Annotated in this window: 17 protein-coding genes; 7 read left to right on the top strand and 10 right to left on the bottom strand. The window is 58.3% G+C overall.

The features are described from left to right. The first annotated feature begins 97 nt into the window (after positions 1 to 97). Positions 98 to 2,062, top strand: a complete 1,965-nt coding sequence (locus EKD05_RS12570; protein ID WP_129673192.1) for an amidohydrolase — start codon at positions 98 to 100, stop codon at positions 2,060 to 2,062. Positions 2,063 to 2,066: 4 nt separating this feature from the next. Continuing rightward, positions 2,067 to 2,696, top strand: coding sequence for a dephospho-CoA kinase (gene coaE, locus EKD05_RS12565; protein WP_129673190.1), 630 nt, complete (start codon positions 2,067 to 2,069; stop codon positions 2,694 to 2,696). Between the two features lie 184 nt (positions 2,697 to 2,880). Here coaE and EKD05_RS12560 read toward each other — a convergent pair whose 3' ends face one another. From EKD05_RS12560 to EKD05_RS12530, 7 genes are all read right to left on the bottom strand, one after another. Continuing rightward, a complete protein-coding gene (locus EKD05_RS12560; protein ID WP_129673188.1) occupies positions 2,881 to 3,657 on the bottom strand; it encodes an enoyl-CoA hydratase-related protein in 777 nt (258 codons plus the stop codon). 33 nt (positions 3,658 to 3,690) lie between these two features. Then, the gene (locus EKD05_RS12555) at positions 3,691 to 4,695 is read right to left on the bottom strand and encodes an ABC transporter ATP-binding protein (RefSeq protein ID WP_129673186.1); all 1,005 of its coding nucleotides are present in this window, start codon (positions 4,693 to 4,695) and stop codon (positions 3,691 to 3,693) included. A gap of 392 nt (positions 4,696 to 5,087) precedes the next feature. After that, positions 5,088 to 6,041, bottom strand: a complete 954-nt coding sequence (locus EKD05_RS12550) for an ABC transporter ATP-binding protein (RefSeq protein WP_129673240.1) — start codon at positions 6,039 to 6,041, stop codon at positions 5,088 to 5,090. A 69-nt stretch (positions 6,042 to 6,110) separates the two neighbouring features. Beyond that, positions 6,111 to 7,103, bottom strand: coding sequence for an ABC transporter permease (locus EKD05_RS12545; RefSeq protein WP_129673184.1), 993 nt, complete (start codon positions 7,101 to 7,103; stop codon positions 6,111 to 6,113). Positions 7,104 to 7,127: 24 nt separating this feature from the next. After that, positions 7,128 to 8,321: an ABC transporter permease gene (locus EKD05_RS12540; protein WP_129673182.1), complete on the bottom strand. Its 1,194-nt coding sequence runs from the start codon at positions 8,319 to 8,321 to the stop codon at positions 7,128 to 7,130. 160 nt (positions 8,322 to 8,481) lie between these two features. Beyond that, entirely contained in the window at positions 8,482 to 10,425 is a 1,944-nt protein-coding gene (locus EKD05_RS12535) for an ABC transporter substrate-binding protein (RefSeq protein ID WP_129673180.1), read from the bottom strand. Between the two features lie 305 nt (positions 10,426 to 10,730). Next, entirely contained in the window at positions 10,731 to 13,796 is a 3,066-nt protein-coding gene (locus tag EKD05_RS12530; RefSeq protein WP_129673178.1) for a PAS domain S-box protein, read from the bottom strand. 317 nt (positions 13,797 to 14,113) lie between these two features. On the opposite strand from EKD05_RS12530, the gene EKD05_RS12525 reads away from it, so the two are divergent. Then, entirely contained in the window at positions 14,114 to 15,793 is a 1,680-nt protein-coding gene (locus EKD05_RS12525) for an alpha/beta fold hydrolase (RefSeq protein ID WP_129673176.1), read from the top strand. Positions 15,794 to 15,801: 8 nt separating this feature from the next. After that, positions 15,802 to 16,005 carry a hypothetical protein gene (locus tag EKD05_RS12520; RefSeq protein WP_129673174.1) on the top strand — a complete coding sequence of 68 codons (204 nt, stop codon included), beginning with the start codon at positions 15,802 to 15,804 and terminating at the stop codon, positions 16,003 to 16,005. Positions 16,006 to 16,013: 8 nt separating this feature from the next. Here EKD05_RS12520 and EKD05_RS12515 read toward each other — a convergent pair whose 3' ends face one another. Together EKD05_RS12515 and EKD05_RS12510 are read right to left on the bottom strand one after the other, a co-directional pair. Continuing rightward, on the bottom strand, positions 16,014 to 16,340 hold the full coding sequence (locus tag EKD05_RS12515; protein WP_129673172.1) for a hypothetical protein: 327 nt from the start codon (positions 16,338 to 16,340) through the stop codon (positions 16,014 to 16,016). An 89-nt stretch (positions 16,341 to 16,429) separates the two neighbouring features. Beyond that, positions 16,430 to 17,422: a polyprenyl synthetase family protein gene (locus EKD05_RS12510; protein WP_129673170.1), complete on the bottom strand. Its 993-nt coding sequence runs from the start codon at positions 17,420 to 17,422 to the stop codon at positions 16,430 to 16,432. A gap of 268 nt (positions 17,423 to 17,690) precedes the next feature. On the opposite strand from EKD05_RS12510, the gene EKD05_RS12505 reads away from it, so the two are divergent. The 3 genes from EKD05_RS12505 to EKD05_RS12495 are packed head-to-tail and all read left to right on the top strand — an operon-like array spanning position 17,691 to position 23,123. Continuing rightward, a complete protein-coding gene (locus EKD05_RS12505; RefSeq protein ID WP_240695765.1) occupies positions 17,691 to 20,150 on the top strand; it encodes a penicillin acylase family protein in 2,460 nt (819 codons plus the stop codon). Further along, positions 20,147 to 21,748: an alpha-amylase family glycosyl hydrolase gene (locus EKD05_RS12500; protein ID WP_129673168.1), complete on the top strand. Its 1,602-nt coding sequence runs from the start codon at positions 20,147 to 20,149 to the stop codon at positions 21,746 to 21,748. Before EKD05_RS12505 ends, EKD05_RS12500 begins: the two co-directional genes overlap by 4 nt. 4 nt (positions 21,749 to 21,752) lie before the next feature. Beyond that, on the top strand, positions 21,753 to 23,123 hold the full coding sequence (locus EKD05_RS12495) for a metallophosphoesterase (RefSeq protein ID WP_165360716.1): 1,371 nt from the start codon (positions 21,753 to 21,755) through the stop codon (positions 23,121 to 23,123). 9 nt (positions 23,124 to 23,132) lie between these two features. Here the strand turns inward: EKD05_RS12495 and EKD05_RS12490 are convergent, their stop codons facing one another. Further along, positions 23,133 to 25,022 carry an SUMF1/EgtB/PvdO family nonheme iron enzyme gene (locus EKD05_RS12490; protein ID WP_129673164.1) on the bottom strand — a complete coding sequence of 630 codons (1,890 nt, stop codon included), beginning with the start codon at positions 25,020 to 25,022 and terminating at the stop codon, positions 23,133 to 23,135. Positions 25,023 to 25,109: the final 87 nt, after the last annotated feature.

Raw genomic sequence — 25,109 nt, 5'->3', positions numbered from 1 at the left:
GAAAGCCGACCCTCCTGAAACACAAACCGTTACCCTCAGACCGCCCCTGGAAAGTGAGGTAGAATATCAATAATGATATGAAAGGAGATTGCTGACCATGCAAGAAAAGATAGATGTGCTGCTCGTTGGCGGTACTGTGGTGACAATGGATGCCACCTGGACAATCATTGCCGATGGTGCCGTGGCGGTGAAAGATAAACGCATCCTCGCCGTTGGCCCAACCCCGATGCTCGTCGACCAGTATAGCGCAGACACGATCATTGATTGCGCCGGGTGTGCGATTATGCCCGGTCTGATCAATGCCCACGCTCACGTCCCAATGAGTCTGCTGCGCGGGATGGTTGCCGATCAGCAACTGGACGTCTGGCTCTTTGGGTATATGTTCCCCGTCGAGAGCCAGTTTGTTGATGCCGAGTTTTCCTATGTCGGTACCTTGCTCTCGTGTGCCGAGATGCTCCGTGGCGGCACGACGACCTTTGTTGATATGTACTATTTTGAAGAGGAGGTCGCCCGCGCCGCCGACGAGTCTGGGATGCGCGCGATCTGTGGGCAGACCGTGATGCGCTTGCCTACGCCCGATGCCGCCTCGTTTGACGAGGGGATCGAGCGCTCACGTCGCTTTATGGAAGCCTGGCATGCCCACGAGCGCATTGTGCCGACCATTGCTCCGCACGCTCCTTATACCTGCACCGACCAGATCTACCATGAAGCCTCGGCGCTCTGCAAGGCCTTTGGCGTGCCGCTGATTACCCATCTCTCGGAAACGGCCCGCGAGGTCGAAGAGAGCATCCGTGATCGCGAGGTGACCCCGATTCGCTATGCCAAACGTGTCGGGGCTTTTGATGTGCACTGCATCGCCGCCCATTGCGTCCACGCTACCGAAGATGATATGCGCCTCCTCCGCGAGGCTCAGGTCGGCGCGGTGCCATGCCCAACCAGTAACCTCAAACTTGCCAGTGGCATCGCACCTATTCGCCGCCTGATCGAAGTCGGTGTACGCACAGGGCTCGGTACCGATGGGCCAGCTTCCAATGATGACCAGGATATGTTTACCGAGATTCAGCTCGCTGCGCTGCTCCCCAAAGGCGTCAGTGGCGACCCGACCGCCGTGCCCGCCCGCGATGCGCTCGCCATGGCAACCTGCTGGGGTGCCCGTGCGATCCATCTCGACCATTTGACTGGCTCGCTTGAGCCTGGCAAGCAGGCTGATATCGCGGTCGTGGGCCTCGGACGCTTGCATAGCGCCCCTCGCTACACCTATAGCAACGATGCGATCTATTCGCACCTTGTCTATGGTGCCCGTGCCGCCGATGTGCGCGATGTTTTTGTTGATGGTCGTGCGCTCTTGCTCAATGGTGCGCTGCAAACGCTTGATGAAGAGGCAATCCTGCGCCAGTCACAGGTGATCGCCGAACGCATCAATGCCTTCCTCGCCAGCCGTGAACGCGACCTGCTCGCCAAGATTATCGCCCTCGGTGGGGTCGAACAGGCCGAAATCTTCGAGATCCAGGTCAAGGCGCACCTCGATAGCGAGGCCGCAGTTGAAGCGCTGCTCAAGAGCCCCGAAATTACGATTAGCAAGCAGAGTGTGCGTACCCAGTATGATACCTACTTTCTTTTCCAGAATGAGGAGCGCATCCGCATTCGTGAAGATCATCGCACTGATCCCGGCGCACGGCCCGAACCCAAGTATACCATCACGCTGATGGCCGAAGCCGTTCGTGGCGAATATCCAGACGCGATCGTGCTCTCACGGGCACGCTACACGGCCCCCGCCGATCACAGTGCCCGTTTTTATCGCGAGTATTTTCAGCCCGACCGGGTTCACGAGCTCGAGAAGCAGCGCCGACGCTGGCGGATTCTCTACAAGGGCTACGATTTTGCCCTCAACCTCGATACGCTCGCCGACAGCGCCGACCCTGGCCCCTACCTCGAAATTAAAGCCCGTACCTGGAGTAGCCGTGATGCCACTCACCGTGCCACGCTGATTGGTGAACTCCTGACCCTCGCCGGTCTCGGCGAACACCATCTGGTCAAGCAAGAGTATGTAGAGATGGGGTGACCGGGTGAAGAATACCAGTATCTATCTGCTTGGCCTGACTGGAGGCGTCGCCTGTGGCAAGAGTACGGTGCTCAAGCTATTGGAGGAACGTGGTGCCCAGACGCTCGACGCTGACCAGGTAACCCATCGTGTCCAGGTACCCGGCACACCTGTCTACGAACAGATCCTGGCTGCCTTTGGCCCAGGGATTGTGCCGGCCCCTGGCGCACCAATCGATCGGCGGCAACTGGGAGCGCTTGTCTTCAGCGATCCCGCCCGCCTGCGCGAGCTCGAGCAGATCGTCCATCCGGCAGTACGCACCGAGATCCGTGCGTTTCTCGACGCGGCTGGTGCTGCTACGCCCCCGCCAGGCTTTGCACGCCCGGTTGTCGTGCTCGACGCCATCAAACTCATCGAGTCAGGCTGGATCAACGAATGTGACCAGGTCTGGGTCGTCATCTGCCCTGAAGACCAGCAGATCGCCCGCCTGATGGCAACGCGTGGCTTCAACGAGGCCGAAGCCCGCCAGCGCGTCAGCGCCCAGATACCCCAGGCCAACCGCTTACCCTACGCAACCGTCGTCATCAGCAACAGCGGCACCCTGACAGAGTTGCGCGCCCAGGTGAAAGCAGCCTGGGCTGCCACCCTCCCGTAGGGGCACGGCGGCACCGTGCCCTGCCCCACCGCCGTACGGGCACGGCTTGCCCGTGCCCCGACCGCCGTGCCCCATGGAAGGAAGGGCACGGGCAAGCCGTGCCCCTACAACCGCCATGCCCCGCGTACGGGCACGGCGCCGCCGTGCCCCGCCGCCGTGCCCCCGCCGTGCCCCCGCCGTGCCCCTACGGGATAGTGCGCCACGCAGGGCGTCGCTTCTCAAGAAACGCCCGCAAGCCCTCTTGCCCCTCGGCACTGGTACGAGCAGCCGCAATCGCGCCTACGACATAATCACGCGCTTCGATTGGTGGCAGTATACTGACCGCAGCAACGAGGGCCTTGGCTTCGGCCACCGCCTGGGGGCCACAACTCAAGTACGCCTCAATCGCACGGGCAACCGAAGTCTCAAGTTCACCTTCGGGCACCACTTCATGCACCAATCCGATCGTCAGCGCATGCTGGGCTGAAAACCGCTGCGCACTGGTAAAGAATGCACGGGCATGGCCGGGGCCAATTTTGGGTATTACATAGCGGGCAATGACCGCCGGCAGCAAGCCCAGGCGCGCCTCGGTAAAACCAAAACTGGCCGTCTCAGTGGCGATCACCATGTCGCAACAGGCAACCAGACCGATCCCACCACCAAGCGCCGCCCCATGCACACATCCGATCACCGCCTGGGGCAACTCATTGAGGGTGGCGAACATCGCATCAAGGTGCCCGGCATCTTCCAGATTCTCTTCATGGCTAAACACCATGCTCGCCTGCATCCAGTGCAGATCAGCCCCGGCACAGAACGCCGCACCCTCACCCCGCAACACGAGCACACGCACCGAACGATCACCGGCCAGCTCGGCGCACACCTCGCGTAGCCTGGCAATCAACGCCGCATTGAAAGCATTGCGCACCTCGGGCCGCTGTAGCGTCAGCGTTGCAATGGCACCGTCACGCGTCAATTCAAGCATAGTGACCCTGATAATGCAAAGTGCTTGAACCCCTCAAAACTCCCCGGCAAAATGGCAGGCGGCCCAGTGACCTTTGCGTTTCTCTTCAAACGCCGGATCCTGTTCTTTGCAGATATCACGGGCAATCCAGCAACGGGGATGAAAGCGGCAGCCCTGCGGCGGATTGATCGGACTCGGCACATCGCCCTGCAACACAATGCGATCACGGCGCGTCGTTGGATCAGCGCTCGGAATCGCCGAGATCAACGCTTTGGTGTAAGGATGCAATGGCTCACGGAAGAGATCATCACGGCCTGCCAGTTCGACCATTTTACCGAGATACATCACGCCAACTCGATCACTGATGTGCTCAACCACGGCCAGGTTGTGGGCAATGAAGAGATAGGTGAGACCAAATTCACGCTGCAGATTCTTCAGGAGATTCAGCACCTGCGACTGGATCGACACATCAAGCGCACTGACTGGCTCATCACACACGACCAGCTTGGGTTCCATGATCAATGCCCGCGCAATGCCAATGCGCTGACGCTGCCCACCCGAGAACTCGTGCGGAAAGCGGTTCATCTGATTGGCATGCAAGCCTACCCGCCCGAGCACTTCGCGCACCCGTTCACGGCGCTCAGCCGACGAGCCGATATTATGGATCACCAGACCCTCGGCGATGCTCTCACCAACCGTAATGCGTGGATCGAGCGAAGCGTAGGGATCCTGAAAGACAATCTGCATATCGCGGCGCAACACCTTCATCTGGCGACTGCCAGAGCGCAACACATCTTTGCCCTCAAAGAGCACTTCGCCCGACGTTGCTTTTTCAAGGCGCAGCACGGTACGGCCCGTCGTCGTCTTGCCACAACCGCTCTCGCCCACCAGACCAAGCGTTTCGCCGCGTTTGACGGCAAAACTCACCCCATCAACCGCCTTGACCGTCGCCACCGTCCGGCGCAACACGCCACCCTTGATCGGAAAATGCTTTTTCAGATCATTCACTTCAAGCAACACATTGGGATCTGCTGGCGCAGATGTTGGTACTGTTGTCATACGTCTTCTTCCTCAACCTACCATCATAGATGTTTACCCTTCAGGGCGGGAAACCCACCCGCATCCAGCGGTGGGAGGAACGCCCCTGCTTTCGCCGCTTTCGCGCATTGGGTTGCGTAAAACGGCTCTTTCCGGTACAATCGTGCTACGTGCAAAGGCACAAGTCCGGCTCGGGCCGGTGGACCCGGCTTCTATGCACATTTCCAACTACGCCTTGCCGGTTCCATTGGGGAAACCTCCGATGGGTAAAAGGTGTAAGGTCGGATGTTCGCATCTGCAACCGCTGTCGGGTTCGCCCGGCAGGGCCTCGGTAAGCAGGCCATACTGCTCGGATCCTGGCGTCTCGCCAGAAGTGCCAGGGCAAAGCCCAACCCCCTTGAGGGTTGGGTAGCTTACTCAAACAACCAGCAACGCACCTTGCGTCCATGTTCAAGCGCAATCATGGGCGGAGCCTCATCGCACTTCTCGAACCGATGGCTGCACCGCGAGGCAAAGCGACACCCTTTCGGCGGATTGATCAGGCTCGGCACCGTACCGGGGATAACGGCGAGTTCTTCGCGTACTTCACCAAGCACCGGCATCGAATTGAGCAACCCGACGGTATAGGGGTGTTTCGGTTCAGCAAAGATCGCCCTGACACTGGCATACTCGACCACCTGACCGGCATACATCACGATCACATTGTCAGCCATTTCGGCGACAACACCCATATCATGGGTAATCAGGATAATCGCCGTATCGATCTTTTCGCGCATCTCGCGCATCAAGTCGAGGATCTGGGCCTGGATCGTCACATCAAGCGCCGTCGTAGGCTCATCAGCGATCAGCAGCTCGGGAGTACAGGCAAGCGCCATTGCAATCATCACCCGCTGGCACTGCCCACCCGACAACTCGTGCGGATACTGGCTCATCCGGCGCGCCGGGTCAGGCAAACCCACCATCGTCAACAACTCAATGCACCGGCGATCGGCCTCGTCGCCCGTCAACCCCTGGTGAATATTGAGCGTTTCGGTGATCTGAGCGCCGACGCGAAAGACGGGATTGAGCGCGGTCGTCGGCTGCTGAAAGATCATCGAGATCCGGTCACCCCGAATCTTGCGCATGTCCTCTTCGCTCTTGGCCAACAGATCCTCGCCATCAAAAATCATCCGGCCCTCGACCACCCGACCAGGGCGACTGATCAAACGCAAAATCGAGAGCGACGTCACACTCTTGCCCGAACCACTCTCACCAACAATGCTGAGGGTCTCGCCCCGTTTAACTTCAAAGTCAACACCATCTACGGCCTGCACAACCCCTTCATCGGTAAAAAAATGGGTCTTGAGGCCCTCTACGCGCAACAAAATGCGCTTGTCACTACTATCAACTGCTTGTTGAACCCGTGCAGATGTCTCTGGTGCGGTAGCCACAGACTCTTATCCTCTCTGGCGCGGATCAAGCGCATCACGCAGACCATCACCGATATAGTTAATCGCAATCGAGCAGAAGAGAATGGGCAAACTAGGAATCAACGGCATCCAGGGATGCTGGAACATATAGCTCTGCGCAAACGAGAGCATATTGCCCCAGGTTGGCGTCGGATCCTGGATCCCGAACCCGAGAAAACTGAGTGCCGACTCAGCCACGAGCGTCGCATTGATGCCAAGGGTAAAGTCAACAATCATCGGTGGTAGCGCATTAGGAAAGACGTGACGCCCAAGAATGCGCACATTCGAAGCCCCGAGCGCACGTGACGACTCGATATAGACATTCTCTCGCACCGAAAGCACCATCCCACGCATCAGACGGGCCGTTCCCGTCCACCCAAAGAGCGAGAGCACCAGGATCACGGCAAAAATAATCCGTGCCTCACGTGGACTCACAGCAAAGATCCAGGCCAAAAAGTTCGCAAAGAAATCGGGTATGGGGATACTGTTAATATTCTGCACCAAAATCGAGGACATAATCAACAAAAGGAGCAGGGTTGGAAATGTTGCGACCACCTCGAGGGTACGGCTAATGGCAATATCCACCCAGCCACCAAAATATCCCGCAATCATCCCAAGCAGAATCCCGATGGTCGAGGCAATCAAGGTCGCAAAAAAGGCCGTCCCGAGCGACACCCGCGATGCATAGAGCAACCGGGTATAGAAATCGCGCCCCAGGTGATCGGTGCCAAAGAGCCGGAAATTGCCCTGCGAGTCAACGGTAAACGGGGGTACAAAGCGGGTCTGCAAATTGGGCGCATCACGGGGAAAGGGAGCAATCACAGGGGCAAGCGCAGAAATGATCACCAGCATCAACAGCAAGACCAGGCTAACGACGGCAATTTTATGCTTGCGAAAGCGCCGGATCACAATTTGCCATTGCGTCTCTGATGGTGCGCGTGAGGTCTCGTCACCTGGTACAACTGTGGTTGTTGCAGTCATCCACTCTTTTCCTTATATACACCTTTAACCCAAACGGATCCGGGGATCAACGATCGTGTACAAAATATCGGTGATCAGAATGCCGATCAATAGCAACACCACATTGATAAAGAGCAGGGCCATGACCACATTGTAATCATTACGCCCAAGCGCATCAATAAAGAGCCGTCCGAGGCCCGGCCAGTTAAAGACCGACTCGGTGATCAACGCACCCCCAAAAAGCGCTGCGAGCACACCAGCTAGCAGAGTCACAAACGGGATCAGCGAGTTCCGCAAGGCATGTTTGGTAATCACTACCTGTTCACGAACACCCTTCGCACGTGCGGTACGGACATAATCCTGCTGCAATACTTCAAGCATACTGCCGCGGACAAAGCGGCTCCAGCCAGCAATGTTGATAAACGTGAGCACGCTGACCGGCATCAAGAAGCGCAGGAACCGATCAAGGAACGAACCGGCCTCCACGGTGCCAATCCAGGGGATCGTATAGTCACGCACCCCGACAGCATCGCCAGGAGGCAAAAAGGGCAAACCGGCCCGTTGGGCTAGAATCGAAAAGATCAGAATCGCAAAAATACCAAAAACAAAACTGGGCAACGAAGAGCCAATGAAAGCGATCGTCGTCATCGTATAGTCAAAGCGTGAATACTGCTTGACCGCCGAGTAGATCCCGATTGGCACCCCGATCAGAATCGCGAGCAGAATCGAAGCCCCCATCAGCGAGAGCGTATAGGGCAAACGGGTTGCGATCAGGTCACTTACGGGGCGATCACGCAAAATCACCTGACTCACGCCAAAATCCCCAAAGAACACCCCACGACTCACGCGGCGCCCCTCAAGTTCGGCCAGCGTCAGATAATCGGCACAGCCCTCTTCGACCAGTTCAAACGTGCCATCGGGGTAAACCAGACGCACCTGTCCAGGCGTCTGACAGCCAATCTGCCAATCCGCCCCGACCGAACCGAAAAGCGGGCCTGAGGGCCAGCCAATCAACCAGCGTGTAAAGCGAAAGGGCAGATAGACATCAAGATCAAAGCGCTGTTGCACGCGCTGAATATCAGTCTGATTGATCCGATTTTGCCCCGAATTCTGGCGTTCCGCCAGCAATGCATCAACAGGACCACCGGGGACGAGATAGAGCAACCCGTACGACAGCAGAGCCGCAACAATCGTCACCACAAACATCTGCAAGAGGCGCCGAATAAGAAATGCAGCCATTACCAACCCATTCGCCCTGGCCCCATGCAGTCATAGACCAACATCGTCCAGGCTTAAAGACAAACCCTACGTCTATCTACAGGCACGGCTGCCAGGGGTATGACCCCTGGCAGCCGCGCTACTCTCCCCCACTCCCCCAGCTATGCTCGCGGCACCCATGCTACCTGATATTCAGATTGAAGTCGATGTGCTCCCAGGTTGCACTGGGGATTGTAAAGGCCTGCACATCGCCGTCAGTGCCAGCCTGCAGCACGGTCTCAACCTCAGCACCAGCCCCGAGGGTCTCGGTACCAAGCACGTCAACTTCACCCGTCAACAACTGGGCCACAGCCTGGTTGGTATCGGCGATGAACTTGACGACAACCGTCTTGACCTCAGGCTCACCCAGGAAGAAGTTCGGGTTCGCCTGGAAGGTCATGCTCTGACCCTTCTCCCAGCTCTCCAGGATGAAGGGACCGCGGCTCAACGGCTGCTCAACGATCTCGACCAGTGAGCTCCACTCGCTGGCAGGCACATCAGCCAGCACCCGGCCATCGCTCAGTTCCTGATGCGAGGGGTACGGACTAAACGGCGCGACAAAGTAGGTCGGCCACTGGACGCCAGGATGGTAGGTTACGATGTAGCTAGTATCACTGGCGAAATCAATGCTCGCAATCGACTGACAGGTCGCAAACGAGACCGCACCCGAATCGGGATCACAGTCAATGGCATACGCCAGTTCATAGTCAGCCTGCTTCACAGGCTCGCCATCTTCCCAGACCTGACCCTCAACAAAATTGTGGGTCACGACCAGTTGCTTGAGCGTAACCGTGCCACTCTCATAGACAACCGTCTCACCGTTGACATCAATCACGGTCACACCAGGAGCAAGCTCAACTGCCTCGCCATCAACGTTCCAGACGGTGTCGCCAGCTGTGACTTCAACATCTTCATTGGTCGCAAGCCCAGCCTCAATGGTCGACAACTCGGTCTGAGCTTTGGCCTGATAGTCGTAGCTATAGGTCGTCGCAGCCGGAACACCAAGCAAGAACGAAACGGTGCGCTGCACAGCCGCACTCTCGATCAAGCTCCAGAGCGTGGCCGGCTCTTGCGTAAAGCCAAGCACCACCGTATCGCCATCAGTCAGCGTCCACTCTTCGATGTTGGCGGTGTAGTACTCGGTCGGATCAGGAATGAAGCCCTCAATGCGGTTGCTGGCGGCAGCAGCCTCAAGGCGGTTGAAGACCGGCAAGCTCACCATATCATTGGCAAACTCTTCCTGAACGATCGCGTACTGGCGAATGCGCTCGTCACGATCAAGCGTATTGTTGGCGGCAATGATCGCCTGGCTGGCGCGCTCGTTGCACCAACCCATGTAGTTCTGACCTTCCCAGTTGTTCTCGGGGGTCGGAATCTGGTTACACGCATAGAGTGTGCGGCCAGCGGGGTCAGTCTGACCAACCCAGGCAAAGGCACCAAGCTCGAAGTCGCGGCGCGACAGGCCGGTGCTGCTACCAAACCACCACGAGCCAGGAGCATAGGTCGGGATGACCTGGATGCCACAGGCAGCCATCTGCTGAATAAAGACCGCCGACCAGGTCTGGCGGAACTGGGCATTGGTGGTGGTGAAGCTCAGAGCAAGCGGATCACCATCGGCATTGGCACGAATCGGTGTTCCCGTCCAGCCAGCTTCCTCAAGCAACGCCTGGCCCTGCTCAGGATCAAACGGATAAGTGGTCACATCATTGTTGACGGCCCAGTGGCTCTTGGGAATGAAGGTATCCATCAACAAGCCGGCCTGCTGCTCCTCATCAAGGAACGGATAGACCGAGGCGATCAACTCGGGGCGATTGGTGCAGTAGGCAATCGCCTGACGCACATTAATGTCACTCAAAACTGGGTGCGGGGTTGTAAATGCCCCACCAGCCTCTGGCTCACTGGGCTCCGGCTCAGGAACCACGGTCTGCTCGACGACAACCGTCTCGCGTACCGGCTCAGCAGTCTGTACTACCACGACCGTCTCACGCACGACCTGGGGCTGCGCTGCGCCACCACAGGCTGCGAGGATGGGAACCAATACTGCCAGTAGGGTCACTATGACAGCACGTCTGAAAGCAATACTCATCTTGGATTTTCCCTCCGTTAACGAAACCGCTCTTCGAAACACACGGCGAACGGGGTGCTGCATTACCGCGTATCTGGGGGAGATCTGGGTTCGCAGCCAGAACACTCGTTACTTTCAACAAGCGACCTCAGGAGAACGCTGTTTCATGAGTACGCCACCAGATCCTCACAGTTGCCTGTCTGCAAGAGAAAGCATCATCTTCTGTGGGGAGTATCGTACGTGGAAACAACGGCCTTTGTGGTCTTATGTAGCGAGTTTCAAGTGTTTGGCACTAATTATACGTTGCAAGTAGGGCACTGTCAAAATTATTGGTACAGTTGTAAGAAGATTGTCACCACCTGCGGATCAAAATGAGCGCCGGCTTCTTCGCGAATCATGGCAATCGCCTTTTCGTGACTCCACGCCCGTTGATACGGTCGATCTGACGTCACGGCATCATAGACATCGGCGACCGCAAAGATGCGTGCTGCAAGCGGAATTTCAATGTCACGGAGACCCCTTGGATAGCCCGTGCCATCCCATTTTTCGTGGTGGCAGTAGGGAATATCGATCGCCTGTCGCAAGAAGGGGATCGGGCGCAAGAGTTCATAGGCATACCCTGGGTGCAACTTGATCACCTCACGTTCGGCTGCCGTTAATGGCCCCGGCTTGAGCAGAATCGCGTCAGGAATGCCCATCTTGCCAATGTCATGCAACAGGGAACCTCGTCTAATATGAACAATCTCTTCTTCACGGATCCCCATCGCCCGTGCGAGTTGCACCGTCATCTCGGTGACCCGCTGTGAATGGCCTTCCGTCTCTTTGTCGCGCAATTCAAGCGCTCGCGACCAACCTTCTAACGTGGTGTCATAGGCCAACGTCATATCCAGGTTGGCCCGTTGCATCCGTTCAAAGAGTTCGGCGTTGTCAACCGCCACCGCTGCTTGCCCAGCCAGCGTTTCAAGGAAATCGAGCCATTCCGATTCGACCGCACGGGGGGTGCGCTGAAAAACCTCGAGTACCCCCCGCACCTGACCCTTTGCGATCAGGGGAACCGCAATATAGACTTCAAAGCCTTCCCCTGTAATCAGGCTTTTGCGGACAAAGGTACTCTCATGACTACTCAGGCGTAGCTCAACAATGGTACGACGCTCCAGCGCGGCCCGACCTGCCAACCCCTCGCCGATCCGTACCCGTGAGGTCAAGATTACCCCGGTACGAAAGCCGCGTCCAGTATGATATTCGAGCGTGAGAGTGTGAGGATGTAGCAGCAACACGGCGGCAGCATCGACACCAAGCTGCTGGATCGTTTGCTCGACCAGGAAATCAAGTGTGAGCCGCACATCAAAGCTGCTGGTAATCGCCCGGTCAATGGAACGCAAGGACGTCAGGCGCCGCAACCGTCGTTCAGTCTGTTCAATTAAGGTTACCCGGTAGAGCGTGCTCGCCGCCAGGTCGGCAATCGCCCCAACCAGACGCGCCTCGGCTTCACTGATAGGGGCCGTCCGCCCAACCCAGAGCAGACCAATGATCGTATCGTCGGTACGTAACGGGGCGCACACGCCCGCCTGCACGCCATCGAGATCGGCGACTGGCTGAATGGAGGGGTCATTGGCAAGGTCATTGCAGTGATACAACGCACCGGTCTCCATCACATGTCCGCTTACACCGACCCCTGCTGGAAAGCGTAGGCCTTGCAGATGAGTCCACGATCCCAAGCCAAGTTCAAAGACAGTCTCGCCACTCTGCGGGTCGCGCATCGCCAGCGCGGCAGCCTCGACCCCGACGAGAATGCAGGTCTGCGCCAGCAGGGTCGGCAGCAGTTCCACGCGACTGGAGGTATTGCGCATGGCGTCAACTAACGTCAGCAGCGCCTGACGCTCGCGATCACGTTCAACCCGACTCGTGATCTCCTGTTTGATCGCCACAAAATGGCTCAATTGATCATCCACCAGCACCGGGGTGATCGTCATCTCTTCGCTATAGAGGCTGCCATCTTTGCGCTTGTTGATCAGTTCACCACGCCAGACCTTCCTGCTCAAGACCGTCTGCCACATCTCAGCATAAAAGGCCGTATCATGATGACCTGAACGCAACACCGACGTCTTACGACCTATGATTTCACCAATGTCATAGCCACTCAACGCCGTAAACGCAGGATTGGCCCACTCGATCATGCCGTTGAGATCGGTAATCACCATCGCATTCGCCGCGACATTCAAGGCCGTGTGCAGCAATTCAAGGTCGTGCATCGCTTGATGCCGCAGACTCATGTCGCGGATAACACTGAGGATGATCGTTTCACCATCAATACTTGCCGAGCTTGCACTCACCTCAACCGGAAAGTAGGTGCCATCTTTGCGTTGATGGCATGTCTCAAAGATAATCCCCCTCTTCAGTGCCTCGGTCATCTGCTCTGGCACCAGATCCAGTGTTACAGGAGCACACAGCTGAAGCATCGTGAGTTGCAACAACTCTTCATGGGTGTACCCATATGCCTCACTCGCCGCCCGGTTGGCCTCGATGATCTGTCCATCTGTGGGATGCACAAAGAGCACAACATCGCGGGTATGTTCCGCCAGCAAGCGGTAACGCTCGAGGTTCCGCTGGGCAGTGATCCGCATCGTGACATCGCGCGCCACGCCTTCAAGCGCAAGCACCTTGTTGTCGGCATTGGTAATCAGGCTACTGCTCTGCTCGACCCATTTGAGCGAGCCATCCCTGGTCAAGATACGGACAACCAGGGTGGTATGCGCTTGCTTGCTTTCAATCGCACCTTTGAACTGGGCTTGATCGTCAGGATGTACCAGTTGATGCACCAGTTCAGGATGCGCATAAAAGTCATCGGCATGATACCCGGTCAACTGTACAATAGACGGACTGATATACGCAAGCCCGGGTTCAGGCCACAAACGATACCGATAAATAACATCAAAGGCATGTTCCGCCATGGTGCGAAAACGTACCTCAGAGGCGCGTACCGCTTCATCGGCGAGCTTCTGCTCGGTGATGTCCATCGCCATCGTGAGAATCGCTTGGATGCCGGTCACTTCATCATAGACCATCGAGGCTGAAATCAGCAGAAAGGTACGTTGCCCATCACGACGCTGACGGATAACTTCCTCGCCAATAATCGAGCCATCACGTATGACACGGTGGCGCAATTCAGCAAACTCTTCGCGTTGCGTTTCATGCACAATAGGCAACGGTCGCCCAATCACTTCGGCGGCTGACCAACCAAAGATCCGCTCTGAAGCTGCGTTCCAGGTGAGGACAAGCCCATCGAGGGTGATGGTGTAGATAGGCTGGGGGGCAGCCTCGATCATTGCAGTGACATAACTCTGAACTTGCAGCAAGTTGTGATGCGCCGGATGGTCATGGCTCGTATTCATGGTTAAAGATCCTGGGCGAGAGCAACTGCGTTCTCAGGTCAGGATGAGGTACGCATCACAATAATCCAGTACGGCAGGATGACAGGGCTGATGCAAAGTCCCAGGAGGGTTCGATAAAGTCCACAGATTACGCAGATGCGGACGCTCTCATCTGCATAATCTGCGGACGATCAGAATGACCTTGCATCAGCCCTAGGCAGTATGATGAAAAAGGGTTTGGAGGCCCTTTCCTAGTGTACCATGTAGGGTGTACAATTTGAATAGCTGATGCACAAGATCGCCATCCCGTAGGGGCATCCCAGAAGAGGAGAAACTCTATGACCCGTGTACCGGTGCTCTTTATCCCTGGCATCACTGGTTCGTTCAATCTGGGGGTGCTGCTCAACTGGCAAGGACCAACGTTAAAGGATTGGAATTTTCCGCCTTTTACCGATTATGGCAAGCCGTTGACGGCAGCGTTCACAGCGGCTGGCTATCGTCGTGACCATGATTTTTTTGTCGCCTTTTATGACTGGCGGATGTCGGTCAAGGATAGTGCGATAACCTATCTCAAGCCCTGGATCGACCGGGCCAAGCAGCGCTCGGGGGCGTCAACCGTGATTCTGATCGGCCATAGCATGGGCGGCCTGGTGGCACGTAGCTACCTGCAAAGCCCTGCGTATGAAGATGATGTTGCCCATCTGATCACGCTCGGGACACCTCATCGTGGTGCCGCCGATTCCTACTATGCCTGGGGGGCCGGTGAGCCAAAGTCGGATGGGCAGATCAAGGTTGTCTTTGATGTCTATCTCTGGTACCTCCGCCATGCCCATCCTTTCCAGACTGAACTGGATCGCCTGCGCGCTATGCGTACGCTTGTCCCAGGGGTGCGCGATCTCTTGCCCATTGATGGCTTTTTGCTCAACGAGGGTGGCCCTGCGCTACCAAAACGCCCCGCGACCTTGGTTGAACGCAATCTTGTGGGCGATATGCTCAATCAGAGCACAAGCATCGAGACTCTGGTTGCCCGTGTTCCTGTCACGACTATCAGCGGTATTGGTCGAGCCACCATCGCGACCATTACCGTGACGTCGCCCCCCATCCCGCCTGGCGATCCGCCCCGCTTTCCCGATGGGGCACCAGTCAGCGATCAGAGTAGCAGCGATGGCGATGGTACGGTGTTACGCTCGAATGCCCAGGTCAATCATCCCCAGGTCAAGAATAGTCCACCCTTGCACGATGTCGGCCACGGGACAATGCCCGATCATCCTGCTACCATCGAGCGCATCTTTGCCTCACTACAAGCCGATCCGCCCCCAGTGCTCGGCGGTCTTCCTGTTACCGAGCCGCGTCTGGTGATTATGACCGCCTCGCCGGTGACGATGCAGGTCGAAGTCCCCGCCGGCAGCGCAATGCAGGCCCCAACTGTCCTTGGTGGTACACCCGAGCAGGCACCAACGCGCCGCAAACGGGTGATCAAAGGGCGCGACCACGGCCATCAGGGCAAGCATCTCAATATGGTGGTGATTCCGCAGCCCGTTGCTGGTTCCTATAGCGTGCATGTGACCGGCACCGCCACCGGCGTGTTTGCCGTTGGGGCGATGCTGATCGGCGCTGAAGCGACGACCCTGCTTGGGGGGGGCGAAACGAGCGAGGGCACCCTCAATCGCTCAGAGAACACGTCCATCACAACCCGTCATGGGCAGGTTGCGGCTGGAACCGAGCTCTTCTTTGCCGTTGATTGTCAGCATCTCGATGTAGCCCCCGAGATGTGGCTCGATAAGACAAAAACCATGAACCATGCCGTAGAACGCTTGCGCACGGCAATGCAAACAACCGAGCCGACGGTGCTCGGTGGGGGCAGTGAGGGCGACGAGATCGTCAATGCCGCCCTGCGGAGTGCCACCGAACCCTCGGATCAGGTTGACACCCTCTGCAAGCTCGCCGAGCAGATGCTGGGGCCTCATAATGAAGATCTGGCCGAGGCGGTGATTATGCAGCTACGCGCCGTCAAGTGAAACGGGTTATGCTCTTTCTGCGCGGTGCCATCCCGCTGCTGTTTGTGGCCGCGCTGCTGATTGCACTGCCGACCTTGCTGGCGTGGTGGCTGATCGGCGGAACATTTGGCTGGCACCACCTGGCCTTGGGGCTGGGTGGTGCCGTGTTGCTACTCGCCATCGGGGGCGCATGGTTGGGCTGGGCTATGGGGCGTTTCAAACAGAAGATGTAGGTTTTTCGCTAGCCAAAGGCACGCTCGGCGGCAATAATGCGCGGCGTAACAGCGCGACGCAACGCATAGTAACGCACCGAAATCCACCGCCCCGCCTGGCGCAATGAGGGTATCGGGTGACGGCGCAACCAGCGCAACGAACGCCGCCAGGAGAGATGGGCCAGGCGCAGCGTCCGATCACGTCGGCCAAGCAGGACAATCGCCAGAATCAAGGCAGGCCAGCCAGGAATGATCGGCAAGACCATGCCAAGCACCCAGACGCCGAGCAAACTTAGCCCGAGCGTACGCCGAAGCAGCGGATTCAGCTTATATCTCGCATCACGACGCAGCCGCATCGATACTTCTCCTTCGCACCTACTTCGTTGCTGTTGACAAAAGCCAGCGACGCTGGCTTTTGCTAACAGCAGAAAACCTTCTGTTCAAATTATAGCGAATCGTGATGATGAACGGATCGCTGCTGAATGAGATCTGGATGAGAAGATTGTCCAATTGCCTGCGCAATGGTGAGCAGATCGTCACGCGCCTGACGGTGAGGCAGATCGCTCAACGCCTTCTGGGCATAGTCGGTGAGGCGAAGGATCTCGTGGCAGGTCGGTGCGATCCCGTGACGCCGCACTTCATTGATGGCCCACGTCTGCTCGGCGGGATCGCTGGTATCCAGTGCCGCAGCGAGGCGCTCGCTGTCGCTCTGCGCCGCAGCGAAGATCATAGGGAGCGTCACTGATGCCATGCCCAGACGCACCGCAGCAGGGGCCTCCACTGCCATATCAGCAAAGAGGCTCACCTCATCCAGAAGGCGCAAGGCACACCCGAGCGCGACCCCAAAGCGGCCAAGATCATCAATATGTTTCTCGCCAAACCCGCCACAAATTGCCCCGGCGCGACAGGAAGCCTTGAAGAGCGCAGCATGAGCGTCAGTCATATGATCGTAGTGCGCCCGGCGCGCTTCGTCGAAGGGCACCAGGTTGCTTACCGGGGCAAGCGCACTTGCGCTGATCTGCATCACCGCCTCGGCATAGACATCAATGACGCGCCGATCAGGGCTCAAGGCCATTTCGCCCGACGCCAAGGCAAAAAGATAGTCACCCACCATCAAAGGAATGCCGTGCGCCCAGGGCTCGTCCGACAAGGCACCGCGCCGACGGGCAGCAGCGTCAACAAGCACATCATGCGCCCGGGTGGCCGCATGGATCAATTCAACGGCGGCAGCAACATGCGCGACCGACTCAGGATGGTAGGTTCCCGTCTGTGCCGCAAGAATGACTAGTGCAGCACGCACATAGGCATCCTCGGTCGCAAAGAGATGCGTCTCAACAACCTGGATAATCGCCGTACGTTGCGCAGTGCGTTGCCGTACAATATCCTGGACGTAGCCAAGTTCGGTTGCAAGCTTTGATAAAATGGATGACGGTATCATACAATTTATTATACGTTGTTTCGGCCTCGCTGTGGGTTGACATTATAGCCGAGCACACTCACAATTGGGTTAGGTTGCTTGGTCGGTAATGTAAGTTTCCTGGGTTGTGTCACCCTGAGCGCAGCGAAGGGTCTCAGGCGTCCCAATGGCAGAGATGCTTCGCTGCGCTCAGCACGACAAGGCTGCGAGCATCTCAGGAAATTTCCGTTACCCACTACTGAGGTGCAGAATCTGATGGAGCAAGCGCCACAGGCCACGAGGAGAAGCTATGTCAATGTTTGACTTTTCTCGCCTTGCCCGAGCGTTCGGGCTCACGATGGGCCTCGCCGCCGGTGCCGCTGGTGTGGGTGCCCTTGCCGCCCTGCGCCGCCCGTTGCCACGCACAACGGGGCGCGTGGCGCTGCCGGGTCTGACGGCTCGTGCGACGGTTCACCGCGACCGCTGGGGTATTCCCCATCTCTATGCCAGCACGAATCAGGATCTCTTCGCCGCCCTCGGTTTTATCCATAGCCAGGATCGGCTCTGGCAAATGGAATTGCATCGCCGTACCGCCCGCGGCCAACTGGCCGAGATCTTCGGGCCAATTGCCCTCAGTTCCGACCAGTTTATCCGTACCCTCGGTTTTTCACGCGTGGCTGAACGTGAAGCTGAACTGATTGATGCTGAGACCGCAGCGCTGATTGAAGCCTATACCACCGGCATCAATCAAGGCGTCGAGGCGCTGCGTGGTCGCCTCCCGCTTGAATATACGATCCTTGGGTTTCAACCACGGCCCTGGGAACTTGTCGATATTCTCGCCTGGCCCAAGATGATGGCGCTGAATCTTTCGACCAACTGGATGAGCGAGCTCTTCAATGCCCAGATGGTTGCGCTCGTTGGTGAAGACCGGGCCGCCGCACTTGCGGCGCGGTCTTCTCAGCCCGAGCTGCTGACCTTGCCCAGGGGAACCCGTTATCCAGACGATCTCGGGGCAACCATCCTACGCATCGCCGGCGATGCAACACGCTTTACCGGCGATACAAGTGGGCCTCAAGGCTCGAATGCGTGGGCCGTCAGCGGCGACCGCACCGTCCATGGGCGGCCTCTGCTGGCCAATGATCCCCACCTTGGCCTTGGGTTGCCGGGCCTCTGGTATCTGGCCCACCTCGAAGGTGGCGATTTCCACGTCGCCGGCGTGACGATGCCCGGTACTTGTGGCGTCGTCATCGGCCATAATCGCGATCTTGCCTGGGGCATGACTAATGCGCCGCTTGATATCCAGGATCTCTATCTTGAGCGTTTGCATCCAGAAGATCCGACCCGGTATGCCTGGCAGGGCGAGTGGCGTACGATGGAGACGCTGCGCGAAGAGATTGTGGTCAAGGGGCAAAAAGAGGTTGTGCTGGTTGATGTGCAGCTGACCCACCACGGGCCGATCATTGATCAGGTGCGCGGGCGGATTGGCGACGCGATCGTTGATCCCGCGCCCAATACGGCGCTTGCCCTGCGCTGGACTGCGCTCGATCCTTCGCCAGCCCTTAGTCGGGCGGTGCTCAAACTCAACCGGGCGCGGAATTGGGACGAGTTTCGGGCGGCACTCGCCGACTGGCATGTGCCACCTCAGAATTTTGTCTATGCCGACACCCGCGGTCAGATTGGGTACGCGCTCGCCGGCAAGATCCCGCTCCGCCCCCACGGCCATCCGCATCTGCCTGTGCCAGGCTGGGACGGGGCGTATGAGTGGCAGGGCTTTCTCCCGTCCGAATACGTACCAGCCAGCCTGAACCCACCCGATGGGATCGTCGTGACGGCCAATAACCGCATCGTTGGCCCCGACCATCCACTTGCGGCTTTGCTCCAGGGCGAGTATGCCAACCCGTATCGTGCCGAGCGCATCACCACGTTGCTTGAGGCAACCGAACGCCACGATACCCGGAGTTTTGCCCAGATCCAGCAGGATACGCTCTCGGTTCCAGGGCTGAAGCTGGCCCGTTTGATCGCAACCCTTGAACTGTCCGATCCGCTTGAACAGGCCGTCTGCGAGTTGCTGGTTGCCTGGGATGGCGTGTTGAGCGTCGAGAGCAGTGCGGCGACTGTTTATGATAGCCTGCGTTACCACCTCACCCGGGTGACCTACCGCGAACTCGACGGGCTGCTTGGGGTGGCCGCAGCTGTTGGGGCGTTCAGCGCGATTCCCTCGAATATCTATCTCGAACATGCGCTGCCGACCATGCTGGAACGCATCGAAGCAGCCCCCCTCCCTGATCGACCCGATCCCTGGCTCGGCAACGAGCGCACCTGGAACGAGGTACTCGCGCAGGCTTTCAGTCGCGCTGTCGCCGAGTTGCGCACCCGCCTCGGCCCCGATCCAAAACGCTGGGTCTATAAACGTGTCCATACGCTGACCCTGCGCCATCCCCTGGGGAGCGTCCCGGCCCTTGCCTCGCTCTTCAACCGTGGCCCCTGGCCGATGGCCGGTGACGTTGATACGGTCAATCACCAGTACGTGCCACGCGAAACAGCGGCAGGACCAGCTTATAATGGGCCCTCATATCGTCAGATCCTCGATCCAGGCGACTGGGATAACGCACGGATCATCATTCCAACTGGTCAAAGCGGCCATCCCGCCAGCAAACACTACGCCAGTCTGACCAGTACGTGGCGTACCGGCGGCTATCTTCCGCTCTTCTGGACCCGTGAAGCCGTCGAGCGGCACACGGTCGAGACATTGATTCTGGAGTCAGCATGAAAGCATCTCGTCACTGGTGGCAAACCGACGTTGTTTACCAGATCTATCCGCGTAGTTTTCAAGACAGCAATGGCGATGGCATCGGCGATCTTCCTGGCATTCGGCAACGGCTTGACTATCTGCAATGGCTCGGCGTTGACGCGATCTGGCTCTCGCCGATCTTCCCCTCACCAATGGCCGATTTTGGCTATGACGTCGCCAATTATGTTGATGTTGATCCAATGTTTGGTACCCTCGCCGAGCTTGATCAACTCGTGAGCGAAACCCACCAACGCGGGATGCGGGTGCTGCTCGATCTTGTGCCCAACCACTCCTCTGATGAACATCCCTGGTTTGTCGCGGCGCGGAGTTCACGCGACAACCCGTATCGCGATTGGTATATCTGGCGCGATCCGGCCCCCGATGGAGGCCCACCCAACAACTGGCTCAGCTATTTTGGCGGCCCTGCCTGGAGCCTTGACTCTACCACGGGGCAGTATTATTTGCATCTCTTTGACCCAAAGCAGGCCGATCTCAATTGGCGCAATCCAGAGGTGCGCCATGCGATCTATGATGCGATGCGTTTCTGGTTTGCCCGCGGCATTGATGGGTTTCGCATTGATGTGATCTGGATGCTGATCAAACATCCCGATCTGCCCGATAACCCGCCTGATCCTCAGTGGAAAGCAGGCCAACCAGACCAGCACCGGCTCTTGCGGCGATACGATCAGCACCAACCCGAGGTGCATACGGTCATTCGCGAGATGCGCATGGTCGCCGACGAGTATCAAGACAAGGTCTTGATTGGCGAGATTTACCTGCCCATTGATGATCTGGTCGCCTATTACGGCGAAAACCTTGATGGCGTGCATCTTCCCTTCAATTTCAATCTCGTGACGCTTGGGGAGTGGAACGCCCAGGCGATCCGCGCATTGGTCGAACACTACGAACGAGCCTTGCCGCCCGGTGGCTGGCCCAATTGGGTGCTTGGCAACCACGATCAACCCCGCATCGCCTCCCGTCTGGGCCAGCCTATGGCGCGCCTCGCCCAGATGTTGCTCTTGACCCTACGCGGCACCCCGACGCTCTATTACGGCGATGAACTCGGCATGGAAGATGTCCCCATTCCCGCCGAACTTGTGGTTGACCCACAAGGCATCCGCACACCGGGGCACGGGCGCGACCCCGAGCGTACGCCGATGCAATGGGACGCCACAGCATGGGCCGGCTTTACCACGGGCACGCCGTGGCTACCGCTTGCCACCAACTACGCCACCCACAACGTCACACACCAACAAGACGACCCGCAGAGCATGCTAGCCCTGACCCACCACCTGCTTGAACTACGACGCGCTTCGGCAGCGCTCAACCGTGGCAGTTATGCCACCGTCGCCACCAGCGAGCCGGATCTCTTTGCCTATCTGCGCCGGGCCGGCGGTGAAAAGATTCTGGTCATCCTCAACATGGGGGCAACGCCGGTGACCCTCGACCTCAGCAGCGTTGGGCCAACCGGAACGCTTGCCGCAAGTACGGGGATGCAGCGGACAGGCCACGTCACCCTCGACGCGGTCATGCTCGATGCCGTGGAAGGACTGGTCATCGCCATTGATGAGGATTGAACCTATGGAACACGTCGTCTATGTCATCAGCGACCTGCATCTGGGGCCGGGATGGTTGCCTGATGGCCGCACTGATCCGCTCGAAGATTTCACCTCAGATGAGGCGCTGATCCATTTTATTGACCATATTGGAACCAGGGGGCACCTGGTCGAACTCGTCATCGCGGGCGATTTCCTCGAATTCTGTCAAACGCTGCCCGAGATTGGCCTTGCTTCGCCTGAAGATAGCCTGGGAAGCACCGAGAGCGAATCGCTGCGCCGGGCACGCGTGATCCTCGGGTACGAGCCCCAGATTTCCAGCGGCCACCCCAAGGTTTTCGCAGCGCTGCGCCGTTTTATGATGGAGGGCCACTCGATCACGATCATTGCCGGCAACCACGACATTGATCTGCTCTGGAAGAAGGTCTGGGCCCTGGTCTTTGATACAATCTACCCGCCGGGTGCGTGGGGCGATCTGCGGCTCGTCAACTATAGCCATACCGTCGGCACTGGAACCCAAGGCCGCGTCTTTATCGAGCACGGGCACGAATACGACCGCGCCAACCGTTTTGGCGATATGATGAGCCGACCCTTTGGGGTGGATAACCTGGGGATACAACGGCTCAAGCGCTGTTGGGGCACCCTGTTTGTCGACAAGGTCTTCAATCAGCTCGAGCGCGAACGCTGGTTTATCGACAATGTCAAACCAATCATGCGGGTCATCCAGCTCGGGTTACGCAACGACTTCATCTTTACCGCAACCGCGATCGGCCTTGTCGTACGCTTCTTGATGGTCAGTGGGCTGCCACCGCTCATTCTTGGGGGCATCGAAGAGAGCGCGGCAACGCCACCAGACCTTGATGCGCTGGCTGATAGCATCGCCGATCCGGCGCTTCAGGCAGCGGTACGCGCTCACCTCGCCGATCCAGCAGCCCGCGCCGAATTCGAACGCGTGATGGAAGAAGCTGATCCAACGCAACTGGCCATGGTCGCCTATAGCGAACTGGCCTCGATGAGCCTCGAAGAAGTGACCACCGACCCCGACGATGAGATCGTCGTGCTTGGCGGCGGAAGCAGCGAGGATGCCTATCGCCGGGCAGCCCGAGCCATTGTGATGGCTGATTCCACCCTCGCGACGGTGCTAATGGGCCATACCCATACCGTGATTGACGGCAACGCGCATCCAATCAGCCTGCCCGACGGTCGCCAGTGCGCCTACTTCAACAGTGGCACCTGGACGCGCCACCTGATTGACGATGGCGCACAGAGTTATAGCTGGCAAGAGATCGGCGACGAAAACAATTACATCACGCTCTTTAGTTATATCAAACTCGACCCGGATGGCAAAGGCGGCTATGTGCCGTCACTCCATAGCTGGTTCCACGAAGACCAGTGAAACGCGGCGTCAAGCAGGCCCGAGACAGAGGCGGAAGCCACGGGTGCCAAAACGATAGTTGAAGTCGGGCAAGAGCCGATAGCGGGTTCCGCAGTGCAGCAAAGCGCCATGATCGTGCCACGAACCGCCCCGCTGGGCAACCGTGGCACGTTCGGGCAGGAAGCCCTGCGTGTACGGCACATCAACAAGCGACGTGCCACTCTGCGCAGGGTAGATGCGTGCATCGCTGCACGTCCATTCCCAAACATTGCCAAGCAGATCAAGCGCCCCACAAGGCGCTGCTCCTGCCGGGAAACAGCCCACCGGTGCAGCATGGCCGTCTCGCTCCAGGGCAAAGCGGGCGTGCTCGCTGGTGATTGGCGTTGCGCCCCAGGGGTAGTAACGCCGAACACCAGTCTGGTCATAGGCCGCAGCGCTTTCCCATTCAGCCTCGGTGGGCAAGCGCAACCGATAGCCCAGAGGCAGCTGCAGACCAGGCTGCGCATTGAGCCAGTTGCAAAACGCAGTTGCTTCGTACCAGTTGAGATTGGTGACCGGCTGATTTGCGCCCGCATAGCGCATCTCAGCCCAACCAGCAGGTTCGTAACTGCCCTGCTCAAGCTTCCACCGCCAACCCTCCGGCGTCCACCACTGCTCGGCCTCATCCCCATAGCCCTCGGCCACAAAAGGGGCATACTGCGCAACCGTGAGCGGGTAGCGCGCCAGCCAAAAGGAGGCCAGGTTGACGTCAACCGGTGCTTCACCCGCGACCCATCCGCCAATCTGATAAGTGCCGGCAGGCATCGCACACCAGTAGCCCGCTCTGTCCAGTTGAGCCAGCGCAGAACGCCACGCCTCCAGTTGCACAGGTAGCCGTGGATCACCGGTGCGCCCAAGCCGCTCGGCCAGGCGCAACCGGTCGGCGAACGGCAGCGCGGGCATTTCAATCCGCTGCGCCACGTAGCGCACAAGGTCAGGCTCAACAAAGGCCTGCTCGCCATACATGGCGACCATCGCGTCAGTTAATTCCTGAGGGAGGGTCGAACGGAGCCCCGGCGCACCGTGGGGATGATAGGTACGCACGAACAGCGCGGCGAGCAACCGGGGCGAGCCGGCCAGACGGCGCACCTGTTGCCCATCGGGGTGGTGCAACCACTGAGCGAGCACCTCACCCTGATCGGCAGAACCGGTCATTGCCAGATACCAACGTTTCAGCGCCTGCCGCACCTGCGCATCATCAAAGGGCATCAGGTGCCGCACCCGCCACCCCTCCTCGGGAGGCAACTGAGGGCCTTGCGTATAGGCGTGCGTACGACAACTCACCACCACTGATGCCTTGCGATAGACCTGGGGCAACCGCTTGATGGCCTCAACGAGGCGCTGACGCGGTGACGGCAGATCGACAGCGGCAGGTTCAGCAACAGAACTCACCGCATCGAGACTATCGAGACAAAGCAAGAGCTTGCGCTGAACAAGCAACGCCTGCAGCGTTTCGTTCGGTAGGCCGGCGTCGGCAAAAGGACGAAAGATGAACGACAGCAGGTGATCGAAATCATACGCTGGATCAGCGGGAAGGGCACACGCAACCTCAGACAACGAGCAGAGCAAGGGCAGACGCAACGTCGTGCGACCGGCGCGCAGACTGGTGGCGAGCGAAAGCGTCAGATGCTGCAGACCAACCGACTTACCGGAACCAGGGCCACCAAGCAGCAAAAGACGCCGTGATGAACCAACGACACTCGCCAGCGTTGCGCCACCATCGGTGATCAATGGCGTATAGACCTTGAGCAGAGGAAGCGAAGCCTCACCGCCAGCGTGACCGACGGGCAACCCATCAAACCCAAGCACGGCATGTTCGGCAATGAACGCCTGCAGATATGCGTCCACAAATTGAGCGAAATCAACCTCGGTGTCATTCATTGACGTGTCACCCCTTCTTCGGAGAGGCTTTCAGGGCAAAAGAGGCAACGGTTCATCCTTGACGTACCCTTTCAGAACGTGGTAACA

The sequence above is a fragment of the Candidatus Chloroploca sp. Khr17 genome, assembly GCF_004138165.1.
Classification (GTDB): domain Bacteria; phylum Chloroflexota; class Chloroflexia; order Chloroflexales; family Chloroflexaceae; genus Chloroploca.
The sequence above is the reverse complement of the archived record's forward strand: the minus strand, read 5'-3'. Positions and strand labels throughout refer to the sequence as shown.